The sequence below is a fragment of the Streptomyces globisporus C-1027 genome (genome assembly GCF_000261345.2).
GTDB classification, from domain to species: Bacteria; Actinomycetota; Actinomycetes; order Streptomycetales; family Streptomycetaceae; genus Streptomyces; species Streptomyces pakalii.
The window spans coordinates 5,900,869-5,926,764 of sequence record NZ_CP013738.1; the positions used below are offsets into that span (position 1 = coordinate 5,900,869).

25 protein-coding genes are annotated in these 25,896 nt (G+C 72.1%); 18 read left to right on the forward strand and 7 right to left on the reverse strand.

Features of this window, described 5'->3' with window-relative positions; translation table 11 throughout:
• Nucleotides 1-26 precede the first annotated feature (26 nt).
• From WQO_RS26135 to WQO_RS26160, 6 genes are all read left to right on the forward strand, one after another.
• The gene (locus tag WQO_RS26135; RefSeq protein ID WP_003965949.1) at nucleotides 27-335 is read left to right on the forward strand and encodes a DUF2469 domain-containing protein; all 309 of its coding nucleotides are present in this window, start codon (nucleotides 27-29) and stop codon (nucleotides 333-335) included.
• Nucleotides 336-505: 170 nt separating this feature from the next.
• Nucleotides 506-865, forward strand: a complete 360-nt coding sequence (locus WQO_RS26140) for a YraN family protein (RefSeq protein WP_010061952.1) — start codon at nucleotides 506-508, stop codon at nucleotides 863-865.
• Entirely contained in the window at nucleotides 865-2,487 is a 1,623-nt protein-coding gene (locus WQO_RS26145) for a YifB family Mg chelatase-like AAA ATPase (protein WP_010061949.1), read from the forward strand. Before WQO_RS26140 ends, WQO_RS26145 begins: the two co-directional genes overlap by 1 nt.
• Nucleotides 2,488-2,882: 395 nt before the next feature.
• Nucleotides 2,883-3,995 carry a DNA-processing protein DprA gene (dprA, locus tag WQO_RS26150; RefSeq protein ID WP_010061948.1) on the forward strand — a complete coding sequence of 371 codons (1,113 nt, stop codon included), beginning with the start codon at nucleotides 2,883-2,885 and terminating at the stop codon, nucleotides 3,993-3,995.
• Nucleotides 3,996-4,249: 254 nt separating this feature from the next.
• Entirely contained in the window at nucleotides 4,250-5,086 is an 837-nt protein-coding gene (gene whiG / locus WQO_RS26155; RefSeq protein WP_006127910.1) for an RNA polymerase sigma factor WhiG, read from the forward strand.
• 140 nt (nucleotides 5,087-5,226) lie between these two features.
• Nucleotides 5,227-5,784, forward strand: a complete 558-nt coding sequence (locus WQO_RS26160) for a TetR/AcrR family transcriptional regulator (protein WP_029182420.1) — start codon at nucleotides 5,227-5,229, stop codon at nucleotides 5,782-5,784.
• Between the two features lie 121 nt (nucleotides 5,785-5,905).
• On the opposite strand, the gene WQO_RS26165 is transcribed toward WQO_RS26160, so the two are convergent.
• The gene (locus WQO_RS26165; RefSeq protein WP_029182419.1) at nucleotides 5,906-6,580 is read right to left on the reverse strand and encodes a M23 family metallopeptidase; all 675 of its coding nucleotides are present in this window, start codon (nucleotides 6,578-6,580) and stop codon (nucleotides 5,906-5,908) included.
• 322 nt (nucleotides 6,581-6,902) lie between these two features.
• Between WQO_RS26165 and rpsB the strand changes: the two genes are divergently transcribed.
• The 9 genes from rpsB to WQO_RS26210 all read left to right on the forward strand — a co-directional run bounded on the left by rpsB (nucleotide 6,903) and on the right by WQO_RS26210 (nucleotide 16,836).
• Nucleotides 6,903-7,817, forward strand: a complete 915-nt coding sequence (gene rpsB, locus WQO_RS26170; RefSeq protein ID WP_006127913.1) for a 30S ribosomal protein S2 — start codon at nucleotides 6,903-6,905, stop codon at nucleotides 7,815-7,817.
• Nucleotides 7,818-7,916: 99 nt separating this feature from the next.
• Nucleotides 7,917-8,753: a translation elongation factor Ts gene (tsf, locus tag WQO_RS26175; RefSeq protein ID WP_010061944.1), complete on the forward strand. Its 837-nt coding sequence runs from the start codon at nucleotides 7,917-7,919 to the stop codon at nucleotides 8,751-8,753.
• A gap of 161 nt (nucleotides 8,754-8,914) precedes the next feature.
• Nucleotides 8,915-9,691 carry a UMP kinase gene (pyrH, locus tag WQO_RS26180; RefSeq protein WP_010061943.1) on the forward strand — a complete coding sequence of 259 codons (777 nt, stop codon included), beginning with the start codon at nucleotides 8,915-8,917 and terminating at the stop codon, nucleotides 9,689-9,691.
• A gap of 122 nt (nucleotides 9,692-9,813) precedes the next feature.
• The gene (frr, locus tag WQO_RS26185; protein WP_006127917.1) at nucleotides 9,814-10,371 is read left to right on the forward strand and encodes a ribosome recycling factor; all 558 of its coding nucleotides are present in this window, start codon (nucleotides 9,814-9,816) and stop codon (nucleotides 10,369-10,371) included.
• A complete protein-coding gene (locus WQO_RS26190) occupies nucleotides 10,371-11,468 on the forward strand; it encodes a phosphatidate cytidylyltransferase (RefSeq protein WP_029182418.1) in 1,098 nt (365 codons plus the stop codon). The genes frr and WQO_RS26190 overlap by 1 nt, the downstream gene beginning before the upstream one ends.
• A gap of 110 nt (nucleotides 11,469-11,578) precedes the next feature.
• On the forward strand, nucleotides 11,579-12,685 hold the full coding sequence (gene rlmN / locus WQO_RS26195; RefSeq protein ID WP_010061941.1) for a dual-specificity RNA methyltransferase RlmN: 1,107 nt from the start codon (nucleotides 11,579-11,581) through the stop codon (nucleotides 12,683-12,685).
• A gap of 295 nt (nucleotides 12,686-12,980) precedes the next feature.
• The gene (locus tag WQO_RS26200) at nucleotides 12,981-14,078 is read left to right on the forward strand and encodes a thiamine ABC transporter substrate-binding protein (RefSeq protein WP_010061940.1); all 1,098 of its coding nucleotides are present in this window, start codon (nucleotides 12,981-12,983) and stop codon (nucleotides 14,076-14,078) included.
• Nucleotides 14,079-14,164: 86 nt separating this feature from the next.
• A complete protein-coding gene (locus tag WQO_RS26205; RefSeq protein WP_032748777.1) occupies nucleotides 14,165-15,790 on the forward strand; it encodes an ABC transporter permease in 1,626 nt (541 codons plus the stop codon).
• A gap of 5 nt (nucleotides 15,791-15,795) precedes the next feature.
• Complete coding sequence (locus WQO_RS26210) at nucleotides 15,796-16,836, forward strand: ABC transporter ATP-binding protein (protein ID WP_010061938.1); 1,041 nt, start codon at nucleotides 15,796-15,798, stop codon at nucleotides 16,834-16,836.
• Here WQO_RS26210 and WQO_RS26215 read toward each other — a convergent pair.
• Both WQO_RS26215 and WQO_RS26220 read right to left on the reverse strand, forming a co-directional pair.
• Nucleotides 16,825-17,493, reverse strand: a complete 669-nt coding sequence (locus tag WQO_RS26215) for a response regulator (protein ID WP_010061936.1) — start codon at nucleotides 17,491-17,493, stop codon at nucleotides 16,825-16,827. The genes WQO_RS26210 and WQO_RS26215 overlap by 12 nt on opposite strands.
• Complete coding sequence (locus WQO_RS26220; protein WP_010061934.1) at nucleotides 17,487-18,743, reverse strand: sensor histidine kinase; 1,257 nt, start codon at nucleotides 18,741-18,743, stop codon at nucleotides 17,487-17,489. The genes WQO_RS26215 and WQO_RS26220 overlap by 7 nt, the downstream gene beginning before the upstream one ends.
• Nucleotides 18,744-18,885: 142 nt before the next feature.
• Between WQO_RS26220 and WQO_RS26225 the strand changes: the two genes are divergently transcribed.
• The 3 genes from WQO_RS26225 to WQO_RS26235 all read left to right on the forward strand — a co-directional run bounded on the left by WQO_RS26225 (nucleotide 18,886) and on the right by WQO_RS26235 (nucleotide 21,871).
• Nucleotides 18,886-20,112: a hypothetical protein gene (locus WQO_RS26225; protein WP_010061933.1), complete on the forward strand. Its 1,227-nt coding sequence runs from the start codon at nucleotides 18,886-18,888 to the stop codon at nucleotides 20,110-20,112.
• On the forward strand, nucleotides 20,109-21,296 hold the full coding sequence (locus tag WQO_RS26230) for a glycosyltransferase family 4 protein (protein ID WP_010061932.1): 1,188 nt from the start codon (nucleotides 20,109-20,111) through the stop codon (nucleotides 21,294-21,296). The genes WQO_RS26225 and WQO_RS26230 overlap by 4 nt, the downstream gene beginning before the upstream one ends.
• Nucleotides 21,297-21,415: 119 nt before the next feature.
• Nucleotides 21,416-21,871, forward strand: coding sequence for an SRPBCC family protein (locus WQO_RS26235; protein WP_010061931.1), 456 nt, complete (start codon nucleotides 21,416-21,418; stop codon nucleotides 21,869-21,871).
• A gap of 1 nt (nucleotide 21,872) precedes the next feature.
• On the opposite strand, the gene WQO_RS26240 is transcribed toward WQO_RS26235, so the two are convergent.
• The 4 genes from WQO_RS26240 to WQO_RS26255 all read right to left on the reverse strand — a co-directional run bounded on the left by WQO_RS26240 (nucleotide 21,873) and on the right by WQO_RS26255 (nucleotide 25,820).
• Nucleotides 21,873-23,030: a hypothetical protein gene (locus WQO_RS26240; protein WP_010061930.1), complete on the reverse strand. Its 1,158-nt coding sequence runs from the start codon at nucleotides 23,028-23,030 to the stop codon at nucleotides 21,873-21,875.
• Nucleotides 23,012-23,749 carry an ABC transporter ATP-binding protein gene (locus WQO_RS26245; protein WP_010061929.1) on the reverse strand — a complete coding sequence of 246 codons (738 nt, stop codon included), beginning with the start codon at nucleotides 23,747-23,749 and terminating at the stop codon, nucleotides 23,012-23,014. Before WQO_RS26245 ends, WQO_RS26240 begins: the two co-directional genes overlap by 19 nt.
• Before the next feature lie 215 nt (nucleotides 23,750-23,964).
• Nucleotides 23,965-25,344: an aspartate aminotransferase family protein gene (locus WQO_RS26250; protein WP_029182417.1), complete on the reverse strand. Its 1,380-nt coding sequence runs from the start codon at nucleotides 25,342-25,344 to the stop codon at nucleotides 23,965-23,967.
• On the reverse strand, nucleotides 25,329-25,820 hold the full coding sequence (locus tag WQO_RS26255) for an Lrp/AsnC family transcriptional regulator (protein WP_006127933.1): 492 nt from the start codon (nucleotides 25,818-25,820) through the stop codon (nucleotides 25,329-25,331). The genes WQO_RS26250 and WQO_RS26255 overlap by 16 nt, the downstream gene beginning before the upstream one ends.
• Between the last annotated feature and the right edge of the window lie 76 nt (nucleotides 25,821-25,896).

Sequence of the window (25,896 nt, forward strand, 5' to 3'; positions counted from 1 at the left end):
ACGCACGGCTGAAGGGGAAACATGCCATGAGCGCCGAGGACCTCGAAAAGTACGAGACCGAGATGGAGCTGAAGCTCTACCGGGAGTACCGCGATGTCGTCGGTCTGTTCAAATATGTGATCGAGACCGAACGGCGCTTCTACCTCACCAACGACTACGAGATGCAGGTGCACTCCGTCCAGGGTGAGGTTTTCTTCGAGGTGTCCATGGCGGACGCCTGGGTCTGGGACATGTACCGGCCTGCCAGGTTCGTCAAGCAGGTCCGCGTGCTGACCTTCAAGGACGTCAACATCGAAGAGCTCAACAAGAGCGATCTGGAACTTCCGGGAGGCTGACCCCAGGCGGCCCCCTGGAGCCGGGGCCGCCGACACGTGCGCCGCACGTCGCAAGGAGAAGCCCGGTCACCCGTGTGGGTGGCCGGGTTTTCCACATCCGCGGAGTTGTCCACCAAGATCCACATCTTTCGGCGGGCCGGGCCACAGTCGGTGCCGGAGGTGGTGCCGAGATGAACGCACGGGGGGCACTCGGGCGGTACGGCGAGGATCTGGCGGCGCGGCTGCTGACCGAAGCCGGGATGACGGTGGTCGGGCGGAACTGGCGCTGTCGCGCCGGAGAGATCGACATCGTGGCCAGGGACGGGGACGCGCTGGTCTTCTGCGAGGTGAAGACGCGCAGGTCGGATGGGTTCGAGCACCCCATGGCCGCGGTCGGCCCGGTCAAGGCGGACCGGCTGAGACGGCTCGCGGAGATCTGGCTGGAGCGGCACGGTGGGGCACCGCCCGGCGGGGTCCGCATCGATCTGGTCGGGGTGATCGTGCCCCGGCGCGGGGCCCCGGTCACGGAGCACGCCCGGGGGGTGTCCTGATGGGCTTCGCACGCGCGTGTTCCGTGGCGCTCGTCGGCGTCGAGGGTGTGGTGGTGGAGGTCCAGGCGGACCTGGAGCCGGGGGTGGCGGCCTTCACGCTGGTCGGGCTGCCGGACAAGAGCCTGGTGGAGAGCCGGGACCGGGTGCGGGCGGCCGTCGTGAACTCCGGGGCCGAGTGGCCGCAGAAGAAGCTCACGGTCGGGCTCTCCCCGGCCTCCGTCCCGAAAAGTGGTTCGGGTTTCGATCTCGCCGTGGCGTGCGCGGTGCTCGGCGCGGCGGAGCGGATCGACCCCGCGATGGTCGCCGACGTGGTGATGATCGGCGAACTGGGTCTGGACGGCCGGGTGCGTCCGGTACGGGGCGTGCTGCCCGCGGTCCTCGCGGCGGCCGAAGCGGGGTACGAGCAGGTCGTCGTCCCCGAGCAGACGGCTGGGGAGGCGGCCCTGGTGCCGGGGGTCTCGGTCCTCGGCGTCCGGAGCCTGCGCCAGCTCATCGCCGTCCTGTGCGACGAACCGGTGCCCGACGAGCCCGCCGACGGCCAAGGGCGCCCCGACGCCATGCTGGCCGGGCTCATGATCCCCGGCACCGGCCTCGGTACAGGGCTCGCACCGGCCGCCGCGCGGGGCGACGGGCACCGGCCGGACCTGGCGGACGTCGCGGGGCAGCTGCGCCCGCGCCAGGCCCTGGAGGTGGCCGCGGCCGGCGGACACCACCTACTCCTCTCGGGTCCCCCGGGCGCGGGCAAGACCATGTTGGCCGAGCGGCTGTCGGCGGTCCTGCCACCGCTGACCCGGCAGGAATCCCTCGAAGTGACGGCGGTCCACTCCGTGGCGGGCATCCTCCCCCCGGGTGAACCGCTCGTCTCCCGGGCGCCCTACTGCGCCCCGCACCACTCGGCGACCATGCAGTCCCTGGTGGGCGGCGGCAACGGAGTTCCGAGGCCGGGCGCGGTCTCGCTGGCCCACCGAGGCGTGCTCTTCCTCGACGAGGCCCCCGAATTCTCGGGCAAGGCCCTGGACGCGCTGCGCCAGCCGCTGGAGTCGGGCCATGTGGTGGTCGCGCGGGCGGCGGGGGTGGTGCGGCTGCCCGCCCGGTTCCTGATGGTGCTGGCGGCCAATCCGTGCCCCTGCGGCCGGCACACGCTCACGGGCGCGGGCTGCGAGTGCCCGCCCTCGGTGGTCCGCCGCTACCAGGCGAGGCTGTCCGGCCCTCTGCTCGACCGGGTGGATCTGCGGGTCGAGGTGGAGCCGGTCGATCGCGCGGACCTCCTGGGCCAGGGCGGCCGGGGCGAGTCGACGGAGGTCGTCGCCGCACGGGTACGGGACGCCAGGGCCCGGGCGGCCGAGCGGCTGGCCGGCACCCCGTGGACCACGAACAGCGAGGTCTCGGGCCACGAGCTGCGGACCCGCCTGCTGAGGGCCCCGGGGGCGCTGGCGGCGGCGGAACGGGACCTGGAACGCGGGATCCTCACGGCCCGCGGCCTGGACCGGGTGCTGAGGGTGGCCTGGACGGTGGCGGACCTACGCGGCGCCGACCGCCCGGACGCCTCGGACGTGGCGGTCGCCCTGGAACTGCGGACGGGCATCCAGCGCGGGGTGCCGATGGGGGCGGGGGAGCGGTGACCGGGGTGACGGGGGAGCGGGAGCGGGGTGTGGCCGCCGGGGCCGGGCCCGGGCACGGCCCGGCACCGGACAACGGACTGGGACCGGACAACGGACTGGGACCGGAGCACGGCCCGGATCCCGCGTACGGACTCGGCAGGGAGCAGGAGGGGGAGTGCGGCCCGGGTGCGGGACCCGGGCATGGGCCGGGGAGGTACGGGGAGCCCGGGCTTGACCGGGAGTGTGACCCGGATCCCGCGCACGGGCTCGCCCCGGAGTGCGGCCCCGGGCGGGAGCACGGCCTCTTCCCGGAACGTGGCTCCGGCCGGGAGCGTGACGGGGGCCTGGATCTCGGTACGGAGTCGCGGGACCGGGATCGCGACGCCCAGCGGTTGGCCAGGGCTGCATTGACGCGGGTGCTGGAGCCGGGGGACGAGCGTGCCGGGCGGTGGCTGCGGCTCACCGGTCCGGTCGAGCTGATGCGGAGGCTCACCGTCGAGGACGGCTCCGCCGAGAAGCTGCCGGGCATGACCGCCGCGCGGCTCGGGGGTTACCGGCTGCGGGCGGCCACCGCGGAGCCGAGGCGGGACCTGGCCGCGGTCGCCGCGGTGGGCGGGCGCTTCGTCTGCCCGGGCGACCGGGAGTGGCCGAGCCAGCTGGACGACCTCGGCGACGCGCGACCCGTCGGGCTCTGGGTGCGGGGGCGGCCCGACCTGCGGCTGTGGTCCCTGCGCTCGGTCGCGGTGGTCGGCGCGAGGGCCTGCACTTCGTACGGGGCGCACATGGCGGCCACCCTCGGCTCCGGGCTCGCGGAGCGCGGCTGGGTGGTGGTGTCGGGGGCGGCGTTCGGGGTGGACGGTGCCGCCCACCGGGGCGCGCTGGCCGCGGGCGGGGCGACGACGGCGGTGCTGGCCTGCGGTGTCGACGTAGCCTACCCGCGCGGGCACGCCGAGTTACTCGGGCGCATGGCCCAACAGGGGCTGGTGGTAGCCGAGTTGCCACCGTCATCCCACCCCACTCGCAGCCGGTTCATCCTGCGCAACCGCGTCATCGCCGCACTGACCAGGGGCACGGTCGTGGTCGAGGCCGAATACCGCAGCGGTTCGCTGGTCACCGCCCGCCAGGCGCAACGGCTCGGCCGCATCTCGATGGGCGTTCCGGGGCCGGCCACCAGCGGGCTGTCGGCAGGGGTGCACGAGTTGTTGCGCGGCGAGGGCGTACTCGTCACCGACGCGGACGAAATCGTCGAGCTGGTCGGGGACATCGGCGACCTCCCGCCGGTCCGCCGCGGCCCGGTGCTGCCCAGGGACCACCTGGACGCGGCCACCGCACGGGTCCTCGACGCGCTCCCGTACCACGGGGCCACCCACCCCCGTGACCTCGCGCGCACCGCGGGCACCTCGGCCGACGAAACGCTCGGTCGACTGTACGAACTGCACTCACTGGGGTTCGTCGAACGCGAAGGCGACGCCTGGCGGTTGACGCCTCCTTCGGCACGCAACGACGACGCGCGGCGAGGCGATACTTGACCTGGAGCATTCGGGTGAAAAGGTAAGGCCGATGACCTCGCACGATCGATCGGTGACCTGTCCGGGACCCGTGCCAACGGCGACGGCCCCGGTCCCGGGCGGGCGCCGACGGCGCAAGGGGCGACCGGCAATCGCGCGGCAGGGAACTCCCGTCCTGCGCGGACTGCGACGCCACAGTCACGCTACGCTCACAAGGATTCCGCTTCAGACACAAGTCCCCCAGCACTTCACGGCAGAACGGCTCAAGGCACCACATGCCCCAGCACACCTCCGGGTCTGACCGCGCGGCGAAACCACCGGTTGCGCGTGGCACTGTGCGCCCTCCCGCTCCCTCCTCCCTCGACGAGTTGTGGCGTTCCTACAAGACCACGGGCGACGAGCGGCTGCGGGAGCAGCTGATCCTGCACTACTCGCCGCTCGTGAAGTACGTCGCGGGCCGGGTGAGCGTGGGGCTGCCCTCCAACGTCGAGCAGGCCGACTTCGTCTCCTCCGGGGTCTTCGGACTGATCGACGCGATCGAGAAGTTCGACATCGAGCGGGCCATCAAGTTCGAGACGTATGCGATCACCCGGATCCGTGGCGCGATGATCGACGAACTCCGGGCCCTGGACTGGATCCCGCGGTCCGTCCGCCAGAAGGCGCGCAACGTGGAGCGCGCGTACGCCACGCTGGAGGCGCAGTTCCGGCGTACGCCCTCGGAGGCCGAGGTCGCCTCGGAGATGGGCATCGCGCTGGAGGAACTGCACGCTGTTTTCAGCCAGTTGTCGCTGGCGAACGTGGTCGCGCTGGAAGAGTTGCTGCACGTCGGCGGCGAGGGCGGCGACCGGCTGAGCCTGATGGACACCCTGGAGGACACCGCCGCCGACAATCCGGTGGAGGTCGCCGAGGACCGCGAGCTGCGAAGACTGCTCGCGCGTGCCATCAACACCCTCCCCGACCGCGAGAAGACCGTGGTGACCCTCTACTACTACGAGGGCCTCACCCTCGCGGAGATCGGCAACGTCCTCGGAGTGACCGAGAGCCGGGTCAGCCAGATCCACACCAAGTCCGTGCTCCAGCTCCGGGCGAAGCTGGCCGACGCGGGCCGCTGACCTCCCGCCGCATCCCTCACCGGTATCCCCTCCCGGAGCCCCCTCTCCGCCCTCGCCGGCCATCCGATCGGTGGCTGTGCCCTTCCTCCACGCGCCTGCCGCCGTAGAGTGGATGCGTGCCCAGGATTCGAGCGGCCTCCGTGGCCGAGCACCGGACCATGCAGCGCGGCGCCCTCCTGGACGCCGCGCGCTCCCTGCTGTCCGAGGGCGGTACGGAAGCGCTGACCTTCCCCGCACTCGCCGAGCGCACGGGCCTCGCGCGGTCCTCCGTGTACGAGTACTTCCGCTCCCGTGCCGCCGTCGTCGAGGAGCTGTGCGCCGTCGACTTCCCCGTCTGGGCGGCCGAGGTCGAGAACGCCATGCAGCGCGCCGAGACGCCCGAGGCGAAGATCGAGGCGTATGTGCGCCGGCAGCTCGACCTCGTCGGCGACCGCCGCCACCGCGCGGTCGTCGCGATCTCCGCGAGCGAGCTGGACGCCGGCGCCCGCGAGAAGATCCGGGCCGCGCACGGCGGGCTGATCGCCATGATCGTCGAAGCGCTCGGCGATCTGGGCCACACCCAGCCGAGGCTGGCCGCCATGCTCCTGCAGGGGTCGGTCGACGCCGCCGTACGCCGGATCGAACTGGGCGTCGCCGAGGAGCCGGGTGTCATCGCGGACACCGCCGTCGCAATGGTCCTGCGCGGTGTGAGCGGCTGACCCGCCCCTGCTCCCGGCGGAACGCCCCGCCGCTTCCCGAACCGGGGCTCCGCCCCGGACCCCGCTCCTCGAACGCCGGAGGGGATGGGTGGTGGGTGCGGCTCCCCCTGGACCCCGCTCCTCAGACACCGGAGGGGCTGGGTGGGCGCGGCTCCGGCACCCCGAACACCGGCAGCAACCGCGAAGGCCCTCTCCGCAGCAGCCCGGGCGGCAGCAGCGAGAGCGGGTTCAGATAGGTGTCCCCGCGCCGCAGCCCCCAGTGCAGGCAGCCCGCCGGACAGTGGAACGGCCCCGCCTCCAGCACCCCGACCGGCTGGCCCGCGCGTACGCCCACGCCCTCCTCGACCAGCGACCGCACCGGCTCGTACGTGGTGCGCAGCGGCGGCGAACCGCTCCCGGCCACCTCGATGGCGAGCACCCCGCGTCCTGCGACCCGCCCCGCGAACGACACCCGGCCGTCGGTCGCCGCCAGCACCCGTGCGCCCGCTCCCGCCGCGAGGTCCACGCCGCGGTGGCCGGGCCCGTAAGGACCGGCGGGCGGCTCCCACCCCCGTAACAGCGCCGGTCTCCCTGCCAGCGGCCAGCTCCGGGCACTGCTGTCCGTGTCCACCTCGGCATCCGGGGGCGCCGCCGACGCCTCCGCTGTCCCCGGCCCGGACGGCCCGGACGAAGACGTGTGCACGAGCGGCCCCGACCGCCCGGGAGGAAGCAGCACGTACAGCAGAAGCCCCAGCAGCAGGAGCGGCAGCAGGGGGCGGAGGGCGGGGGAGCGGCGTGAGCCGGGGAGGTGGCGCATGCCCCTCACCCTGTCCCGGAGGCCGGGATTCCGGGGATCATGGGCCGTTCCTGTGGACTACTCACCGGTTGTGGACATCCTCGTCACCCGGTAGTGGCGCCGCCGTCACCTGGTCATGGACATCGCCGTCACCCGGCACTCAGCCGGTCCCGTACACTTCTTACGGCGATCCGGGTCACCGGGTCGACTTCGCACGCCCCGCCACCTCCCTCTTCTCGGAGGTGGCCGCGCTCCTCGGTCCCTCGTGGCACGGCGCGTCGGGGCGTCAGGCGCGAACGCAAACCTGCGGTCGCGATAACCGAGTACCTCAAGGAGTACGGCCATGGCCGTCGTCACGATGCGGGAGCTGCTGGAAAGCGGCGTCCACTTCGGTCACCAGACCCGTCGCTGGAACCCGAAGATGAAGCGCTTCATCTTCACCGAGCGCAACGGCATCTACATCATCGACCTGCTCCAGTCGCTGTCGTACATCGACCGCGCCTACGAGTTCGTCAAGGAGACCGTCGCCCACGGCGGCTCCATCATGTTCGTGGGTACGAAGAAGCAGGCCCAGGAGGCCATCGCCGAGCAGGCGACGCGCGTCGGCATGCCGTACGTCAACCAGCGTTGGCTCGGTGGCATGCTCACCAACTTCTCCACCGTCTACAAGCGCCTCCAGCGCCTGAAGGAGCTGGAGCTCATCGACTTCGAGGACGTGGCCGCCTCCGGCCTCACCAAGAAGGAGCTCCTGGTCCTCTCGCGCGAGAAGGCCAAGCTGGAGAAGACCCTCGGTGGTATCCGCGAGATGCAGAAGGTGCCCAGCGCCGTCTGGATCGTCGACACCAAGAAGGAGCACATCGCCGTCGGTGAGGCGCGCAAGCTCCACATCCCGGTCGTCGCGATCCTCGACACCAACTGCGACCCCGACGAGGTCGACTACAAGATTCCGGGCAACGACGACGCGATCCGCTCCGTCACCCTGCTCACCCGCGTGATCGCCGACGCCGTCGCCGAGGGCCTCATCGCCCGCTCCGGTGCCGCCACCGGTGACTCGAAGCCGGGCGAGAAGGCCGCCGGCGAGCCCCTCGCCGAGTGGGAGCGCGACCTGCTCGAGGGCGACAAGAAGGACGAGACCGCGGCTGCCGCCGAGGTCCAGTCCTCCGCCGAGACCGAGAAGGTCGCCGACGCCGAGAAGCCGGCCGAGGCCGTCGCCGAGGCCGAGGCTCCGGCCGCCGACGCGGACGCCGAGCAGGCCTGACACCCGTCACGGCTGCTGACGGCGGGGGCCGGCGCCACAAGCGCGGCCCCCGCCGTTCACCCGTAGATCTTTCAGACTTCGAGAGAGACATACAGACTCATGGCGAACTACACCGCCGCTGACGTCAAGAAGCTCCGCGAGCTCACCGGCGCCGGCATGATGGACTGCAAGAAGGCGCTCGACGAGGCCGACGGCAACGTCGACAAGGCCGTCGAGGCGCTCCGTATCAAGGGCCAGAAGGGCGTCGCCAAGCGCGAGGGCCGTTCCGCCGAGAACGGTGCCGTCGTCTCCCTCATCTCCGAGGACAAGACGTCCGGCGTTCTGCTCGAGCTGAAGTGCGAGACGGACTTCGTCGCCAAGGGCGACAAGTTCCAGACCGTCGCCAACACGCTCGCCGCGCACGTCGCCGCGACCTCCCCGGCCGACATCGCCGCGCTCCTCGCCTCCGAGATCGAGCCCGGCAAGACCGTCCAGGCGTACGTCGACGAGGCCAACGCCAACCTCGGCGAGAAGATCGTCCTGGACCGCTTCGCGCAGTTCACCGGCGAGTACGTCTCCGTGTACATGCACCGCACCATGCCCGACCTGCCCCCGCAGATCGGTGTTCTGGTCGAGCTGGACAAGGCCGACGCCGAGCTGGCCAAGGGCATCGCGCAGCACATCGCCGCCTTCGCCCCGAAGTACCTGTCCCGCGAGGACGTCCCGGCCGAGGTCGTCGAGGCCGAGCGCCGCGTCGCCGAGGAGACCACCCGCGCCGAGGGCAAGCCCGAGGCCGCCCTCCCGAAGATCGTCGAGGGTCGGGTCAACGGCTTCTTCAAGGAGGCCACCCTCCTGGGCCAGCCGTACGCGCTGGACGCCAAGAAGTCCGTCCAGAAGGTCCTGGACGAGGCCGGTGTCACCCTGAAGCGCTTCTCGCGCATCAAGGTCGGCATCTGAGTCCGTCCGGGCGAACAGCGTCGGACCCGATAGGGTCTGACGCAGTCGACGGCCGCACTCACGCCGGACGACCGCAGATCTGACGAGGAGGCCATTGCCGCTGTAGGGACACCAGACCCACCGGCAATGGCCTTCTTCGTATGTGCACGAGGAGAATTTCCATGGACAAGGGCGCGGACGCCATTCAGGCCGACGACAAGCGCGACGACGACAAGGGTTCCGGGCGCTTCATGCTGAAGCTCTCCGGTGAGGCATTCGCCGGCGGCGGCGGTCTCGGCGTCGACCCCGACGTCGTGCACACCATCGCCCGCGAGATCGCCGCCGTCGTCCGTGACGGCGCCCAGATCGCGGTGGTCATCGGAGGGGGCAACTTCTTCCGTGGTGCCGAGCTCCAGCAGCGCGGCATGGACCGGGCCCGGTCCGACTACATGGGCATGCTCGGCACCGTCATGAACTGCCTGGCGCTCCAGGACTTCCTGGAGAAGGAGGGCATCGACTCGCGCGTCCAGACCGCCATCACCATGGGCCAGGTCGCCGAGCCGTACATCCCGCTCCGTGCCGTACGGCACCTGGAGAAGGGGCGCGTTGTGATCTTCGGCGCCGGTATGGGCATGCCCTACTTCTCCACCGACACCACCGCCGCGCAGCGCGCCCTGGAGATCGACGCCGAGGCGCTCCTCATGGGGAAGAACGGGGTGGACGGGGTCTACGACTCCGACCCGAAGAACAACCCCGGCGCGGTGAAGTTCGACGCACTGGAGTACGGCGAGGTGATCGCCCGCGATCTGAAGGTCGCCGACGCCACCGCCATCACGCTCTGCCGCGACAACAAGCTGCCGATCCTCGTCTTCGAGCTGACCGCCCTGGGCAATATCGCTCGCGCGGTCAAGGGTGAGAAGATCGGCACGCTCGTGAGCGACGTGAGCACCCGGGCCTGACGGCCCCCCAGGATGGACAACGGCCTGCCGGTCGGACACCGTGCAGGTGAGGACGCGACGCAGGACCCGCAGGGCGCGGCGATGACGACGCCGGGCCCACCCAAGACACGCAGGAGCACGTGGTGATCGAAGAAATCCTCCTCGAGGCCGAGGAGAAGATGGAGAAGGCCGTTGTCGTCGCGAAAGAGGACTTCGCCGCGATCCGTACCGGCCGCGCGCACCCGGCGATGTTCAACAAGATCGTCGCCGACTACTACGGCGCGCTGACCCCGATCAACCAGCTGGCCTCGTTCTCGGTTCCCGAGCCGCGGATGGCCGTCGTGACGCCGTTCGACAAGACCGCGCTGCGCAACATCGAGCAGGCGATCCGCGACTCCGACCTCGGCGTCAACCCGAGCAACGACGGCAACATCATCCGGGTGACCTTCCCCGAGCTCACCCAGGACCGCCGCAAGGAGTACATCAAGGTCGCCAAGACCAAGGCCGAGGACTCCAAGATCTCGATCCGCTCCATCCGCCGCAAGGCCAAGGAGAACCTCGACAAGCTCGTCAAGGACAAGGAGTCCGGCGAGGACGAGGTGCGCCGCGCCGAGAAGGAGCTCGACGACACCACCGCGAAGTACGTCGCGCAGGTGGACGAGCTGCTCAAGCACAAGGAAGCCGAGCTGCTCGAAGTCTGATGAACGACTCTTCCTGGGGCGCCCCGCAAGGAGCCGGTTACTGGGGCACGCCCGAGATGAGGGCTGCCCCGGCGGGTCCTGCCCACGATGTGCACGGCGCCCAGCAGACTCGGCCCATGCCCATCGTGCCGGACGTTCCCGACGCAGGTAGAGACGCAGACAGAGAGCCGCAGAGCCGCGACGGCCGGGACGGGGACGCCGCGCTCATCAGCGGCCCCCTGTTCCGTGACGAGATGCCGCAGGAGCCCATGTCCACCCCGCTGCCGTCCCCGCCGCAGAAGAAGCGCGCGGGGCGTGATCTGCGCGCCGCCATAGGGGTCGGCGTGGGCCTCGGCGCCGTCATCGGCGTCTCGCTGTTCATCGTGAAGGCCGTCTTCATCGGGGTCATAGTGATCGCCGTCGTCGTCGGCCTGTGGGAGCTCACCTCCCGCCTCCAGGAGCGCAAGGGCATCAAGGCGCCCCTGATCCCGCTGGCCGTCGGCGGAGCCGCGATGGTCGTCGCCGGTTACGCCCGGGGCCCCGAGGGCGCCTGGGTCGCCATGGCCCTGACCGCCCTCGCGGTGCTGGTCTGGCGGATGACCGAGCCGCCGGAGGGGTATCTCAAGGACGTCACCGCCGGGGTCTTCGCGGCGTTCTACGTCCCCTTCCTGGCCACCTTCGTCGCCCTGCTGCTGACGGCGGACGACGGGTCGTGGCGGGTGCTGACCTTCCTCGTGCTCACGGTGGTCAGCGACACCGGGGCGTACGCGGTCGGCTGGCGCTTCGGCAAGCACAAGCTCGCCCCGCGCATCAGCCCCGGCAAGACCCGCGAGGGACTGCTCGGCGCGGTCGCCTTCGCCATGGTCGCCGGCGCGCTCTGCATGGAGTTCCTGATCGACGACGGCGCCTGGTGGCAGGGCCTGCTGCTCGGCCTCGCGGTCGCGGCCAGCGCCACCCTGGGCGACCTGGGCGAGTCCATGATCAAGAGGGACCTCGGGATCAAGGACATGGGCACCCTGCTCCCCGGCCACGGCGGCATCATGGACCGGCTGGACTCACTCCTGCCGACCGCACCGGTGGTCTGGCTGCTGCTGGTCCTGTTCGTCGGCTCCGGCTGACCGCCACGGCGCCCCCGGGACCCTGTCCCACCTGCACGTTCCACGAGTGAGGGTCCGTCGTCCACAGGGCGGCGGGCCCTCACCCGTATGTCTGCGACACTGGATGAACCATGCCTAAGCCCGGAGAACTCACTTTCGTCGCGCCCCGCGGAGCCAAGAAGCCGCCGCGGCACCTCGCCGACCTCACGCCCGCCGAGCGCAAGGAAGCGGTCGCCGCGACCGGCGAGAAGCCGTTCCGCGCCCAGCAGCTCTCGCAGCACTACTTCACGCGGTACGCGCACGACCCGGCCGAGTGGACCAACATCCCGGCCGCGTCGCGGGAGAAGCTCGCCGAGGCGCTGTTCCCCGAGCTGATGTCCGTGATCCGGCACATCAGCTGCGACGACGACACCACCCGTAAGACCCTGTGGAAGCTGCACGACGGGACGCTCGTCGAGTCCGTCCTGATGCGCTATCCGGAGCGCGTCACGATGTGCATCTCCTCGCAGGCCGGCTGCGGGATGAACTGCCCCTTCTGCGCCACCGGGCAGGCCGGCCTCGACCGCAATCTGTCGACCGCCGAGATCGTGCACCAGATCGTCGACGGCATGCGCGCCCTGCGCGACGGCGAGGTGCCCGGCGGTCCCGCCCGGCTGTCCAACATCGTCTTCATGGGCATGGGCGAGCCGCTCGCCAACTACAAGCGGGTCGTCGGCGCCATCCGCCGGCTCACCGACCCCGAGCCGGACGGCCTCGGTCTCTCGCAGCGCGGGATCACCGTCTCCACCGTGGGCCTCGTCCCGGCCATGCTGCGCTTCGCCGACGAGGGCTTCAAGTGCCGCCTCGCCGTCTCGCTGCACGCCCCGGACGACGAACTGCGCGACACCCTGGTCCCCGTCAACACCCGGTGGAAGGTCCGCGAGGTCCTGGACGCCGCCTGGGAGTACGCGGAGAAGTCCGGCCGCCGGATCTCCATCGAGTACGCCCTGATCCGCGACATCAACGACCAGGCCTGGCGCGGCGACCTCCTCGGCCGGCTCCTCAAGGGCAAGCGGGTGCACGTCAACCTGATCCCGCTGAACCCCACGCCCGGCTCCAAGTGGACCGCCTCGCGCCCCGAGGACGAGAAGGCGTTCGTCGAGGCCATCGCGGCCCACGGCGTGCCCGTCACCGTCCGGGACACCCGCGGTCAGGAGATCGACGGGGCCTGCGGTCAGCTGGCGGCCTCCGAGCGCTAGGACGTTCCCGGACGGGCGGCCTCCGGGTGCCGGAGTTCCCCGGCCTCTCCGGTCCGGCCGAAAACCGCCGGTGTAGCCTGGGCCCGAAATCAACTTCATATTCCGACAGGGGAGCGCCACAGCGCTGAGAGTGCGGCACCAAGGACAGGTTGGCCGCAGACCCTCTGAACCTCGCCCGGGTCATTCCGGGTAGGAAGTTCGGACCTTACTCAAGCTGTTGCGCCCTGCCCGCTTCCGGTTCGCCGGACAGCGGGCGGGGCCGCGTCTCTTCCTGGTCACCTCCAGGAGGAATCACATGAACACCACCACGAAGTACGCGGCGACCGCGCTCGCGGCGGCGCTCGGCGTCACCGTGCTCGCCGGCTGCGGCAGCGACGACGGCTCCGCGGGCTCCGGGGCGTCCAAGGGCAGCGGTTCCAAGACCGTGACCCTGGTCAGCCACGACTCCTTCAACGTCTCGGACGACGTGCTGAAGGCGTTCACGAAGGAGACCGGCTACACGGTCAAGACCCTCAAGAGCGGCGACGCCGGGGCCGCGCTCAACCAGGAGATCCTGACCAAGGGCTCCCCGCGCGGCGACGTCTTCTTCGGCGTCGACAACACCCTGCTCTCCCGCGCCCTCGACAACGGTCTGTTCACCGCGTACGAGGCCAAGGGCCTGGACCGCGTCGCGCCGGACACGCAGACGGACGAGAAGCACCGCGTCACGCCCGTCGACACCGGTGACATCTGCGTCAACTACGACAAGAAGTACTTCGCCGACAAGAAGCTCGCCCCGCCGAAGACCTTCGCGGACCTGCTGAAGCCCGCGTACAAGAACCTCCTCGTCACGGAGAACGCGGCCGGCTCCTCGCCCGGTCTCGGCTTCCTCCTCGGCACCATCGCCGCCGAGGGCGAGGACGGCTACGAGGCGTACTGGAAGAAGCTGAAGGCCAACGGCGTCAAGGTCGTCGACGGCTGGGAGCAGGCGTACAACGAGGAGTTCTCCGGCTCCGCCGGCGGCAAGAAGGCCAAGGCCGACCGGCCGCTCGTCGTCTCCTACGCCTCCAGCCCGCCCGTCGAGGTGCTCTACGCCGACCCGCAGCCGAAGGAGGCCCCCACCGGGGTCGCCACCGGCACCTGCTTCCGGCAGACCGAGTACGCCGGGCTGCTGACCGGGGCGAAGAACGAGGCGGGCGGCAAGGCGCTGCTGGACTTCATGATCAGCAAGACGTTTCAGGAGGACATGCCGCTGAACATGTTCGTCAACCCGGTCGTGAAGGACGCCGAGCTGCCGGAGCTGTTCACGAAGCACGGCGAGAAGGTCGACACGCCTCCCACCGTCCCGCCCGGGAAGATCGCCGCCAACCGTGAGCAGTGGATCCAGTCGTGGCAGTCGCTGGTCCTGAAGTAGAGCCGAAGGAGGAGGCCGCCCGGCCCGCCGGCAGCGGGTCCGGGCGGCGGTCCGGGCGGCGCGGAGCCGCGGTGCGGCTCGGCCTGATGGCCGTGCCCGTCGCGTTCTTCGCGCTGTTCTTCGCCTATCCCGTGACCGCCATCGTCGGCCGCGGGTTCAAGGCGGAGGGCGACTGGCAGTTCGGGCGGATCGGCGAGGTGCTGAGCCGCCCGGACATCCTCGACGTCCTCTGGTTCACCACCTGGCAGGCCCTTGCCTCGACCGCGCTCACCCTGCTGATCGCCCTGCCCGGGGCGTATGTCTTCGCCCGCTTCGACTTCCCGGGCAAACAGGTGCTGCGGGCGGTCGTCACCGTGCCGTTCGTGCTGCCCACCGTCGTCGTCGGCACCGCGTTCCTGGCGCTGCTCGGGCGCGGCGGGCTCCTCGACGAGCTGTGGGGCGTCCGGCTCGACACCACCGTGTGGGCGATCCTGCTGGCCCACGTCTTCTTCAACTACGCCGTGGTCGTCCGCACGGTGGGCGGTCTCTGGTCCCAGCTCGACCCGCGCCAGGAGGAGGCCGCCCGGGTGCTGGGGGCCGGGCGGTTCGCCGCGTTCCGCCGGGTGACGCTGCCCGCGCTCGCCCCGGCCGTGGCCGCCGCCGCGCTGATGGTCTTCCTCTTCACGTTCACCTCCTTCGGCGTCGTACAGATCCTCGGCGGACCGGCGTACTCCACCCTGGAGGTGGAGATCTACCGGCAGACCGCGCAACTGCTGGACCTGCCGACCGCCGCCGTGCTGACCCTGGTGCAGTTCGCCGCGGTCGGCGCGATCCTCGCCGTGCACGCCGCGACCGTACGCCGCCGGGAGCGGGCGCTGAAGCTGGTCGACCCGGCGCAGACTTCGCGGAGGCCGCGTGGTGCGGGCCAGTGGGCGTTGCTCGGCGGGGTGCTGCTCACCGCGCTGCTGCTGATCCTGCTGCCGCTCGGTGTGCTGGTGGAGCGATCCCTCGACGGAGCAGACGGGCCCGGCGGTTACGGCTTCGGCTACTACGAGGCCCTCCAGTCGGTCGGGGCGGGCGGCTCCTCCACCTTCCTGGTGCCGCCGCTGGAGGCCGTCGGCAACTCCCTGCGGTACGCGCTCGTCGCGACGCTCATCGCCCTCGTCATCGGCGGGCTCGCGGCGGCGGCCCTGACCCGGCGGGCCGGGCGGCTGGTCCGGGGCTTCGACGCCCTGCTGATGCTGCCGCTCGGGGTCTCCGCCGTGACCGTCGGCTTCGGCTTCCTGATCACCCTGGACAAGCCGCCGCTCGACCTGCGGACCTCCTGGATCCTGGTTCCGCTGGCCCAGGCGCTGGTCGGCGTCCCCTTCGTCGTACGGACCATGCTGCCCGTCCTGCGGGCCGTCGACGACCGGCTGCGGGAGGCCGCCGCCGTGCTCGGGGCATCGCCTCTGCGGGCCTGGCGGGAGGTCGATCTGCCGCTGGTGCGACGGGCGGTGCTGGTTGCTGCGGGCTTCGCCTTCGCCGTCTCCCTCGGGGAGTTCGGCGCGACGGTCTTCATCGCGCGGCCCGACAACCCGACCCTGCCGGTCGCCGTGGCCCGGCTGCTGGGCCGGTCGGGGGAGCTCAACTACGGGCAGGCGATGGCCCTGAGCACGATTCTGATGCTGGTGTGCGCGGTGTCGCTGCTGCTCCTGGAGCGTATCCGCACCGACCGATCCGGGGAGTTCTGAACGACATGCTGAGCTTGCGGGAAGCCACCGTACGGTTCGGGGAGCGGGCCGCGCTCGACGCGGTCGACCTGGAGGTCGCCGACCACCGGATCTCTTGCGTCCTCGGGCCCAGCGGAAGCGGGAAGTCCACCCTGCTGCGGGCCGTCGCCGGGCTCCAGCCCATGGACGGCGGCCGGGTCCTGCTGGCCGGACAGGACCAGGCGGGCGTCCCGGTGCACCGGCGCGGGCTCGGCCTGATGTTCCAGGACCACCAGCTCTTCCCGCACCGGGACGTCGGCTCCAACGTCGCCTTCGGGCTGCGCATGCACGGCGTAGGACGGGCCGAGACGAACGCCCGGGTCCGCGAACTCCTGGAGCTGGTCGGTCTGCCGGGCGCGGAACGCCGGGCCGTCGCCGCGCTCTCCGGCGGCGAACAGCAGCGCGTCGCCCTGGCCCGCGCGCTCGCCCCGCGCCCGAAGCTCCTGATGCTGGACGAGCCCCTCGGTCAGCTCGACCGGAGCCTGCGTGAACGGCTCGTCGTGGAACTCCGGACGCTCTTCCAGGAGCTGGGGACGACCGTGCTGGCCGTCACGCACGACCAGGGGGAGGCGTTCGCGCTCGCCGACCGGGTCGTCGTGATGCGGGACGGCCGGATCGCGCAGGAGGGTACCCCGCTGGACGTCTGGCAGCGCCCCGCCTCCGCGTTCGTCGCCCGGTTCCTCGGCTTCGACAACGTCACCGCGGCGACCGTCACCGGCCAGGCCGCCGCTACCGCCTGGGGCAAGGTCCCGGTGCCCGAGGGTTCCCCGCAGGGCGAGGTCGACCTGCTCGTCCGGCCCGCCGGGGTCCGGATCGGCGCTCCCGAGGACGGCCTGCGCTGCACGGTCGGCGTCCGCACCTTCCGGGGGAACCACGTGACCGTACGGCTGCTGCCCGAGAACGCGCCGGTGCTGGAAGCCGAATGCGCCCTGCGGGACACCCCGGACGAGGGCGCGGTCGTGGGCGTCCGCTTCGACGCGGCGGAGACGGTGGTGCTGGCAGGGGCGGGGATGCCTTCAGGGGCCTGAGTTCCCCGCCACCACCAGACCCAGTTCGTACGCCAGGATCACCGCCTGCGCCCGGTCCCGCAGCCCCATCTTCGCGAACAGCCGGTTGATGTGGGTCTTCACCGTGTGGTCGGTGATGGTCAGGCGGTCGGCGATGTCCGCGTTGGACAGCCCCCGGGCGATCAGGACGAGTACCTCGGCCTCGCGCGCGGTCAGCCCGTCGATCGAGCGCTTCGGCGGAGCGCTGACCCGCTGCCGGGCGAACTCGGCGATGAGCCGCCCCGTGATCTCAGGGGCCAGCAGGGCGTGGCCGCCCGCCACCACCCGTACCGCGTGCAGCAGTTCGGGAAAGGTCGCGTCCTTCAGCAGGAAGCCGCTGGCTCCGGCGGAGAGGGCGTCGTACACGTACTCGTCCAGGCCGAACGTCGTCAGCATCAGCGCCCTGGTCGCCCCGTTCGACGCCGCGACGATGTCGCGCGCCGCGTCGATGCCGCCGAGACGGGGCATCCGGATGTCCAACAGGGCCACATCGGGTCGCAGTTCGGCCGCGCCGAGCACGGCCTGTTCGCCGTCCTCCGCCTCCCCGACCACCTCGATGTCGTCCTGCGTGTTCAGCAGACCGGAGAAGGCCGTCCGGACGACGGCCTGGTCGTCGGCCACCAGCACCCGGATCACCACGGCAGCTCCGCCTCCACGAGAAAGCCGCCGGCCGGACCCCGGCCGGTGGTGAGCGCCCCGCCGAGCAGGGAGGCCCGTTCGGCCATGCCCACCAGCCCGTGCCCCGCCCGCCCGGTGGAGCCGGACTGATCGGGGCCCGGCCCGTCATCGCTCACGCGGACCGTCAACAGGCGCGTCCCGTAGCGGAGTTCCACGACCGAATGCGCCCCCGGGGCGTGCCGCCGGGCGTTCGTCAGGGCCTCCTGGACGATCCGGTACGCCGACAGCTCCCAGGACGCGGGCAGCGGGACCCGCTCGCCGCTGATCCGCAGCTCGGCCGCGCCGCCCACCGCCCGGTGCTGGCCGAGGAGGTCGTCGAGACCGGCCAGCGAGGGCTGCGGGGCGGTGAGCGGGGCCCGTGAGGTGTCGTCGCCCGTCCGCAGCACCCCGAGCAGCCGCCGCAGCTCCGCCATCGAGGAGCGTGCGGTGCCCGCGATCTCCTGGAAGGCGTCCCGCGCCGGAGGCGAGAGGTCCGGCGTCGTGTACGTGGCGCTCTCGGCCCGGACCGCGATCACCGACACCGAGTGGGCGATCATGTCGTGCAACTCCCTCGCTATCGCCGCCCGTTCCGCCTCGGCCGCCTGCCGCCGCTCCATCTCCAGCAGCCGCGACTGGGCGGCCGCCCGGGTGTGCCGGGTCTCCTCGCGCGCCCGCACCGCGTCCCCCGTGCTCACCGCGCCCAGGATCATCACCGTCAGCACCAGCGTCTCGGCGTACAGCCCCAGGCTGAACCGGTCGGTCCCCTGGAGCGCGGGCAGCCCCGGGGAGCCGTCCCGGGCCCACCGGTCGATGTGCACCAGGTTGACCGTCAGCGCCGCCAGCGAACCGGCCAGCACAAGGATCGCCGGATGCTGCACCCGGTGCCGGCCCAGGGTGTAGCAGCCGATCAGGGACCCGGCGATGGTCGCGTACGCCATGTTGCCGTCGGTCGCGAAGCTCAGCAGGGCCGCGCCCACGGTGAGAAACCCGACGGCGGGCCAGGCCGCCCGCAGCGCCAGGGAGGCCGTACAGACCACCACCCCGAACGCCGTGATCGCCGAACCCGGTACGAGGACCAGCTCCACCACCGCGAAGAGCGTCAGCGCCGCCGCGGTGAGCCAGGCCCACGAGGGTGCCGCCGCCCGGTGCCGCAGCCGTCGCCGCACCCCGCGGTCCGGCGGCGGGGCTTCGGGGGCGGCGGCCGGGCGGTCCGGCGTGATGGTGCGCGTCATACGGAGATTCTTCGTCACCGCCGGGGCCGGGCACATCGGAGTACGGGTGGAATTCCCGGTGCCGGCTCATGCCACGGGTTGACCCCGAGGACCGGACGGTGGTGTGACGATCCGTGAACGGCCCGTTCCTAGCCTCGGATCCATGGCAACGACCACGCCCCTCACCCCTCCTGACCAGCATCGCGAGCCGCCACCGCTGCTCGGGGGCGCCTGCTGGTGGGCGCTGTGCGCGGCCGCCGCGCTGGGGCTCGCCGTCTGCTCCTCGCTCGGACCGCACCGCGTCTGGGGAGCCACCGCCGCGCTCGGCTACCTGGCCGCCGCGCTGCTCGCCGCGCGCGGGCGGAGCCCCCGTACCGCAGGCGCGGTCGCCGTCGCCGGGGCGGTGCTGCTGCCCCTGCTGTGGCTTCTCGCCGTGGACCGGGCGCAGTTGGAGGTGCGGGTGGTCGCACGGTCGGCCGGGCTGCTGCTCGCCGAGGGGACGCCCTACCTCCAGCATCCCGTGGTGCCGGAGGACTTCAACCCGTACCTCCCGGGCATGGCCGTCTTCGGTCTGCCGGAGGCCGTGGCCGGGCCCGGTCCGCTCACCGACCCACGGCTGTGGCTGGGGGCGGCGTTCCTCGGGGCGTTCGCGTTCGCCCTTCCGGCGGGGTCCCGGAGCGCGCCGCTGCGGTGGATCGCCGCCTGCCCGCTGGTCGCGCTGCCGCTCGCGGTCGGGGGCGTCGATCTGCCGGTGGCCGGGCTGATGTGCCTCGGCCTCGCCCTGGCCGGGCGGGGACGAGCGGGCGCGGCCGGGCTGGTGCTCGGTGTGGCCGCCGCGCTCAAGTGGACGGCCTGGCCCGCGATTCCGGTGGTCCTGGCCCTGCTCGCCGTGTCCCCCCGATCCACGGGCCGCCCCGGGGACCGGGGGGAGGGTCGCCCCCCGGCGGATCGCGCCGCCGCGCGCTGCGGGCTCGTCGCCCTGCTCACCGCTGCCGCCCTCGTCCTGCCCGCCGCGCTGCGCGACCCGGGAGCCTTCCGGGCCCATGTCGTCGACTTCCCGCTCGGGCTGACCGACGCGGTCTCGTCCGCCGCGAGCCCGCTCCCCGGCCATCTGCTGGCCACCCACGTCCCCGGCGGCCGCACGCTCGCCCTCCTGCTGCTCGGGGTGAGCGCCCTCCTCCTCGCCCTCTCCCTTCTCCTCCGGCCCCCGGCGACCACGGCGGACGCGGCGGCGAGGCTCGCACTCGGGCTGCTCCTGGCCACCGCGTTCATGCCCGCGAGCCGGTTCGGCTATCTGGTGCACCCGTTGGTCCTCGCGGTGTGGGCGGCGGCCCGGGAGACACCCGGCCACCCCTTGCTCCTCCGCGTACAGAAGCAGGTGTCCCGATGACCGGCCGCCGCACCCTCGTGGTCACCAACGACTTCCCGCCGCGCCAGGGCGGTATCGAGACCTTCGTCCGGGCGATGACCGACCGGTTCCCCGCGGACTCCGTCGTCGTCTACACCTCCGCCGAACCCGGGGCGGCCGCCCATGACGCGGCCCTGCCCTACCCCGTGGTGCGCGACCCGGCCCGGACGCTGCTCCCCGTCCCCCGCGTCACCGCCCGCGCCGCCGAACTCGCCCGGCGCCACGGCTGCGACAGCGTCTGGTTCGGGGCCGCCGCCCCGCTCGGGCTGATGGCGGACCGGCTGCGCCGGGAGAGCGGGGTGCGGCGGGCCGTCGCCACGACACACGGGCACGAGGTGTGGTGGGCCCGCACCCCGGGCGCCCGGGCCCTGCTGCGGAGGATCGGGGAGCGTACGGACGCGGTGACCTACCTCGGCGCGGCGACCCGCGCCCCCATCGCCGCCGCGCTCGGCCCGGCCGCCGCCCGCCGCATGGTGCGACTGGCACCGGGCGTGGACGCGGAGGCCTTCGCCGTACGGCCGGGAGCGCGCGACGGCGTACGGGAACCGGCGCCCGACGGCGGGCCGCCCGGGGCGCGCAACCGTGTCCGCGAGCGGTACAGGCTCGGCGCGCGGCCGGTGATCCTGTGCGCGGCGCGGCTCGTCCCGCGCAAGGGGCAGGACACCCTGATCCGCGCCCTCCCCGCCGTCCTGCGCGCGGTGCCCGACGCCGTACTCCTGCTGACCGGCGACGGACCGTACGCCCGGACCCTGCACCGGCTCGCCGCCGACGCCGGGGTCGCCGACGCGGTGGTCCTCGCCGGCGGACGCCCGCACCCGGAGATGCCGGAGCACTACGCGGCCGCCGACGTCTTCGCCATGCCCTGCCGGACCCGCAGAGGCGGCCTGGAGGTGGAGGGGCTCGGCATCGTCTTCCTGGAGGCGGCGGCCGCCGGGCTGCCGGTCCTCGTCGGCGACTCGGGCGGTGCGCCGGACACCGTACGGGACGGGGAGACCGGCCACCTGGTCGACGGGCGGGACACGGCCGCGGTCGCGGACCGGCTCGTCGCGCTGCTGCGGGACCGGGCGGCGGCCGCGGCGATGGGGGAGAAGGGCCGGGCGTGGGTCCGCGAGTCATGGGGGTGGGAGAGCGCCTACGCCACCCTCGCCGTACTGCTGCGGCCCTGACCGCCGAGCCGGAGCGCGTGGCGTACGCCGCGACAGCGCGCCCCGGGCCCGGCAAGCTGGAGGTCCGGACCCCGTACCCCCACGCCGTACGGCACCGACAGCGACAAGGACCGTGAACCATGACCGGTGGCACCCGCGAGGGCATCGACCTCACCCGCGTCCTCGACGCCCCGCAGCAGCGGGTCTTCGCCGCCTGGACGTCACCGGAGGACTTCGCCGCCTGGTACGGGGGCGAGGCGGACGTCCCCCTGGACCGGGTGGCGATGGACGTACGGCCCGGGGGCTCGTGGAGTCTGGTCATCGTGATGCCGGGCGTCGAGATGCCCTTCCACGGGGTCTACCGCGAGGTCAGCGAACCCGACGGGCTGGTCTTCACGCTGAAGGATCGCTCCGCCCCCGAGGACGCCGAGGGCGAGACCGTGACCGTCACCTTCGGCGACCTCGGGAGCGGCCGGACCGAACTGGCCTTCCAGCAGCGCGGCGGGAACCTCACCCCCGAGCAGTACGCGGCGGCCGAGGACGGCTGGGAGGCCTTCTTCGACGCGCTCGCCGACCGCCTCGCCACCCACCCCTGACCTACGCCAGCGGAAGCGCCGCGAGCTGCGCGATCACCCAGGTCAGCGGGGCGAACAGGGCCAGCAGCGCGCCCGCCCGCAGCAGCGTCGCCCGGCGCAGCGTGGCCGCCGGAGCGCCCATCCTGAGCAGCGCCTCGGCCGTGTGGGCCCGGGCGTGCTTGGCCTCCAGCGCCGAGGTCAGCAGCGTCGCCGTCGTACAGCCGAGGACCAGCACCGCCCCGAGAGCGGTGAGCGGACCGTACGGGCGGTCGTCGCCCCCGTACAGCGCCGAAGCGGCGACCGCGGCGGACACCACCGCGCAGACGATGCCGAGCGGGCGGCCGATCCGGCGCGCCTCGTCCATCAGGACCCGGCCCGCCAGCAGCCGCACGGCCCCCGGGCGCACCGCCTGAAGCGCACGGCCGCACAGATAGGTCAGGCTCGGCCCGGCCATCGCCAGTCCGACCGCGGTCAGCGTCCAGCCGACCAGCACCGCCACCGGGGTGGAGTCGAACCGTCCGGGCAGCGGGAACGCGTTCCCCGCCGCACCCCGGGAGGCGATCGCCTCGACCGCGAGTCCGGCCGCCGTCAGCGCCACGCCCCAGGGGAGACCGGCCGGGGCCGGCGCGGGCTCCGGCAGCTCCTCGGAGCCGAAGGTGTCCCGCGCCGGGTCGGGCCGCGACCGCAGCGCCAGCGCGCTCGCCGTCGACGCGGCCACCGGCACGAGCGCCAGCAGCATCAGTGCGGCGGCCAAGGGCAGTGGAGTGCCCGCGCCGAGGAACTCCGCCGCGCCCCCGTCGAACGGCATCCCGGTCAGATCGCCGCGCAGATGCAGGAAGAAGAGCAGCGCCACCATCGAGCCGAGCGTGGTCGAGACGGCCGTGGAGACCGCGGCCAGCGCCGACAGCCGGACCGGGCCGAGGCCCAGCGAGGAGAGGCCGGGACGGGGCCGGGTGCTCGGGTCGGTCCGGGCGACCGCCACGGCGAACTGCACGGTGGCGGCCAGCGGGACGAAGCACCACAGCAGCCGGAGTACCGAACCGGCGGACGCGGGGTGCGCGGCGGCGTACCCGAGGGCGCACAGGAGGAGGAATCCGACACCGGCCGACGCGGCGGCCACCAGCAGCCGCCGGACCAGGACGAGGGGATGGGAACCGCGGGCTAGACGGAGAGCGAGCACGCCGCGCGGCCCTCCGCTTCCGGTTTCGAAGGCAGGGTGACGGTGGCGACGCAGCGGCCGTCCAGCATGGGCACGGTCCGGTCGGCGAGGGCCGCGACCTCCGTGTCATGGGTGGCCAGCACGACGGTGATGCCGTGCGAGCGGGCCGCCGTGGTGAAGGTGCGCAGCACCTGGGCGCGGTCCGCGCGGTGCAGGGTCGCGGTGGGCTCGTCCGCGAAGATCACGGTCGGTGCGCCGCAGAGGGCGCGGGCCACGGAGATCCGCTGGCGCTGTGCCTGGAGCAGGGCGTGCGGCCGCTTCTTGGCGAACGCGGCGATGTCCAGGCGCTCCAGCCACTCGGTGGCGGCCTTCCTGGCGGTCCGGTGCGAGACGCCGCGCAGCAGCAGGGGCAGCGCGGTGTTCTCCCAGACGGTCAGCTCCGGGACCAGCCCGGGATCGGCGGAGATCCAGCCGAAGCGCTCCCGGCGCAGCTGTTCGCGGACCCGGGGGGCCATGGTGTGGACGGGGACGCTGTTGAACCAGACCTCGCCCTCCTGGGGCACGAGCCGCCCCGAGAGGCAGTGCAGCAGCGTCGTCTTCCCGCTGCCGCGCGGGCCGGTCACGGCGAGGATCTCCGCGTCCCGGACGCCGATGGAGACACCGCCGAGACCGGGCGATCCGTTGTGGGAGTGGTGCAGTGAACGCGCCCAGATCACGTCGTTGTCCGGCGGGGCCACCATGGCGTACACCTCGGTTCAGGTCAGATTTCCCGTCCCCCGTACGGGGGAACGAAGACGCGGCCGATCGGTCACTGGGCACCGTAGATAGTCGGACCGGTCCGGGAGCACGGAACGCGGCCCGGATACCCCCCTTCTCACTCGAAGGGGCGTATCCGGGCCGCGTGGACCGATGAAATGACCGCTGGGCGGCTATCGGCCGGGGGACCTGAAGGCGGTCAGAGCTTCGTCCACGCCTCCGTGAGGACGGCCCGCAGGATGCCCTCGATCTCGTCGAACGTGGACTGGTCGGAGATCAGCGGCGGGGCGAGCTGGATGACCGGGTCGCCTCGGTCGTCGGCCCGGCAGTACAGGCCGTTCTCGAACAGGGCCTTGGAGAGGAAGCCGTACAGGACGCGCTCGGTCTCCTCGTCGGTGAACGTCTCCTTGGTCGCCTTGTCCTTCACCAGCTCGATGCCGTAGAAGTACCCGTTGCCGCGGACGTCGCCGACGATCGGCAGGTCGTGCAGCTTCTGGAGCGTGGTCAGGAAGGCGTTCTCGTTGTCGAGGACGTGCTGGGTGAGGTTCTCGCGCTCGAAGATGTCGAGGTTGGCGAGGCCCACGGCCGCGGAGACCGGGTGGCCGCCGAAGGTGTAGCCGTGCAGGAAGGTGTTGCCGCCCTCGTAGAACGGCTCCGCGATCTTGTCCGAGACGATGCAGGCGCCGATCGGGGAGTAGCCCGAGGTCATGCCCTTCGCGCAGGTGATCATGTCCGGCACGTAGCCGAACTTGTCGCAGGCGAAGATCGTGCCGAGTCGGCCGAAGGCGCAGATGACCTCGTCGGAGACGAGCAGCACGTCGTACTTGTCGCAGATCTCGCGGACCCGCTGGAAGTAGCCGGGCGGCGGCGGGAAGCAGCCGCCCGCGTTCTGCACGGGCTCCAGGAAGACGGCCGCGACGGTCTCGGGGCCTTCGAAGAGGATCTCCTGCTCGATCTGGTCGGCGGCCCAGCGGCCGAAGGCCTCCGGGTCGTCGCCGAAGAGCGGGGCGCGGTAGATGTTGGTGTTCGGCACCTTGTGCGCGCCGGGGACCAGCGGCTCGAAGGGGGCCTTCAGGGCCGGGAGGCCGGTGATGGACAGCGCGCCCTGCGGGGTGCCGTGGTAGGCGACGGCCCGCGAGATGACCTTGTACTTGGTCGGCTGGCCCTTGAGCTTGAAGTACTGCTTGGCCAGCTTCCAGGCGGTCTCGACGGCCTCGCCGCCACCGGTGGTGAAGAAGACCTTGTTGAGGTCGCCCGGGGCGTAGTCGGCGAGCCGCTCGGCGAGCTCGACGGCCTTCGGGTGGGCGTAGGACCACACCGGGAAGAAGGCGAGCTCCTGGCCCTGCTTGTACGCCGTCTCGGCGAGCTCGTGACGACCGTGACCGGCGTTGACCACGAACAGGCCGGAGAGGCCGTCCAGGTAGCGCTTGCCCTTGTCGTCGAAGATGTACGTTCCCTCGCCACGCACGATGGTGGGAACGGGCGCGTTCTCGTAGTCCGACATGCGGGTGAAGTGCATCCACAGGTGGTCGTACGCGGTTCGGCTGAGGTCCTTGCTCACGGCTATCGGGTTCCCCACATATAGGTCTGCTTCTTGAGCTTCAGGTAAACGAAGCTCTCGGTGGAGCGCACGCCGGGAAGGGTCCGGATGCGTTTGTTGATCGTCTCCAGCAGGTGGTCGTCGTCCTCGCAGACGATCTCCACCATCAGGTCGAAGGAGCCCGCGGTCATGACCACGTACTCGCACTCGGCCATGGCCGACAGGGCTTCGGCCACCGGATCGAGGTCGCCCTCGACATTGATGCCGACCATCGCCTGGCGCCGGAATCCCACGGTGAGCGGGTCCGTGACGGCGACGATCTGCATCACGCCCTGGTCGAGCAGCTTCTGGACGCGCTGGCGCACAGCCGCTTCGGAGAGGCCGACGGCCTTGCCGATCGCGGCGTACGGACGCCGTCCGTCCTCCTGGAGCTGCTCGATGATTGCGAGGGAGACGGCATCGACCGCCGACGGTGATCCGTTCCCTGTCCTGGAGTCTGCGCTGCGACTGGCCACGCACCCACCATGCACCGCTCCTCGTCTGTCTCGCAACCCCGGAGCGATGAAATTCGTTGAGAAGGTGCCCAGAACC

Coding starts and splice junctions, on each gene's coding strand:
- WQO_RS26225 (WP_010061933.1), top strand. CDS start 18,886: ATGGCAACGACCACGCCCCTCACCCCTCCTGACCAGCATCGCGAGCCG.
- WQO_RS26205 (WP_032748777.1), top strand. CDS start 14,165: ATGGCCGTGCCCGTCGCGTTCTTCGCGCTGTTCTTCGCCTATCCCGTG.
- WQO_RS26190 (WP_029182418.1), top strand. CDS start 10,371: ATGAACGACTCTTCCTGGGGCGCCCCGCAAGGAGCCGGTTACTGGGGC.
- whiG (WP_006127910.1), top strand. CDS start 4,250: ATGCCCCAGCACACCTCCGGGTCTGACCGCGCGGCGAAACCACCGGTT.
- WQO_RS26145 (WP_010061949.1), top strand. CDS start 865: ATGGGCTTCGCACGCGCGTGTTCCGTGGCGCTCGTCGGCGTCGAGGGT.
- WQO_RS26135 (WP_003965949.1), top strand. CDS start 27: ATGAGCGCCGAGGACCTCGAAAAGTACGAGACCGAGATGGAGCTGAAG.
- WQO_RS26245 (WP_010061929.1), bottom strand. CDS start 23,749: ATGGTGGCCCCGCCGGACAACGACGTGATCTGGGCGCGTTCACTGCAC.
- WQO_RS26220 (WP_010061934.1), bottom strand. CDS start 18,743: ATGACGCGCACCATCACGCCGGACCGCCCGGCCGCCGCCCCCGAAGCC.
- WQO_RS26230 (WP_010061932.1), top strand. CDS start 20,109: ATGACCGGCCGCCGCACCCTCGTGGTCACCAACGACTTCCCGCCGCGC.
- WQO_RS26235 (WP_010061931.1), top strand. CDS start 21,416: ATGACCGGTGGCACCCGCGAGGGCATCGACCTCACCCGCGTCCTCGAC.
- WQO_RS26200 (WP_010061940.1), top strand. CDS start 12,981: ATGAACACCACCACGAAGTACGCGGCGACCGCGCTCGCGGCGGCGCTC.
- tsf (WP_010061944.1), top strand. CDS start 7,917: ATGGCGAACTACACCGCCGCTGACGTCAAGAAGCTCCGCGAGCTCACC.
- WQO_RS26140 (WP_010061952.1), top strand. CDS start 506: ATGAACGCACGGGGGGCACTCGGGCGGTACGGCGAGGATCTGGCGGCG.
- WQO_RS26210 (WP_010061938.1), top strand. CDS start 15,796: ATGCTGAGCTTGCGGGAAGCCACCGTACGGTTCGGGGAGCGGGCCGCG.
- WQO_RS26165 (WP_029182419.1), bottom strand. CDS start 6,580: ATGCGCCACCTCCCCGGCTCACGCCGCTCCCCCGCCCTCCGCCCCCTG.
- pyrH (WP_010061943.1), top strand. CDS start 8,915: ATGGACAAGGGCGCGGACGCCATTCAGGCCGACGACAAGCGCGACGAC.
- rpsB (WP_006127913.1), top strand. CDS start 6,903: ATGGCCGTCGTCACGATGCGGGAGCTGCTGGAAAGCGGCGTCCACTTC.
- rlmN (WP_010061941.1), top strand. CDS start 11,579: ATGCCTAAGCCCGGAGAACTCACTTTCGTCGCGCCCCGCGGAGCCAAG.